Source organism: Flavobacterium xizangense, from assembly GCF_054075145.1.
This window is the reverse complement of the sequence record NZ_JBSIPG010000033.1, coordinates 1-453: the sequence shown is the minus strand read 5'-3', so window position 1 is coordinate 453 and position 453 is coordinate 1. Positions and strand designations below refer to the sequence as shown.

Below are 453 nucleotides of genomic sequence, written 5' to 3'. Positions count from 1 at the left end.
AATCTTAGTGCCATTCCATTGGTCAAGTTTACTTATATCAGCAGGACTGAGCTTTACGTAAAATTCTTTGGTTTCTCCGGGAGCAAGTGTAATTGTTTTCTTTTCCAATCTGTTATTAAACAGTACATTGCTTTTTGAAGAGCTTCCATCTGGATTTTCATTGAAGTCTGAAAAGTTATCAGCAGATAATTGAAAAGTATCTGTTGTGGTTCCAGTATTTTTAATTTGAAGCACAAAAGAGGCTTCCGCACCTGTAAACTTTTGCTCATTAGATCCATCAATCGTGATTTCAGAACCACACGAACCAGACTGAGCAAATGAAACCGTCGTAATCAAGTAGAGTAGCAGTGAAAAAATGTTCTTTTGAAAGATATTTTTCTTTGAGAGAAAAATCATCTTACAATCGCTTACAAATTTCATTGCTTTTTCAAGAGTAGATTTAGTTTTCATAAC

General features: G+C 34.2%; 1 protein-coding gene. It reads right to left on the bottom strand.

Annotated features, from left to right (window positions below; translation table 11 throughout):
* Positions 1-336, bottom strand: a 336-nt coding sequence (locus ACWA1B_RS22380) for a COG1470 family protein (RefSeq protein ID WP_456910793.1), incomplete at its 3' end; no start/stop codon positions are given.
* Between the last annotated feature and the right edge of the window lie 117 nt (positions 337-453).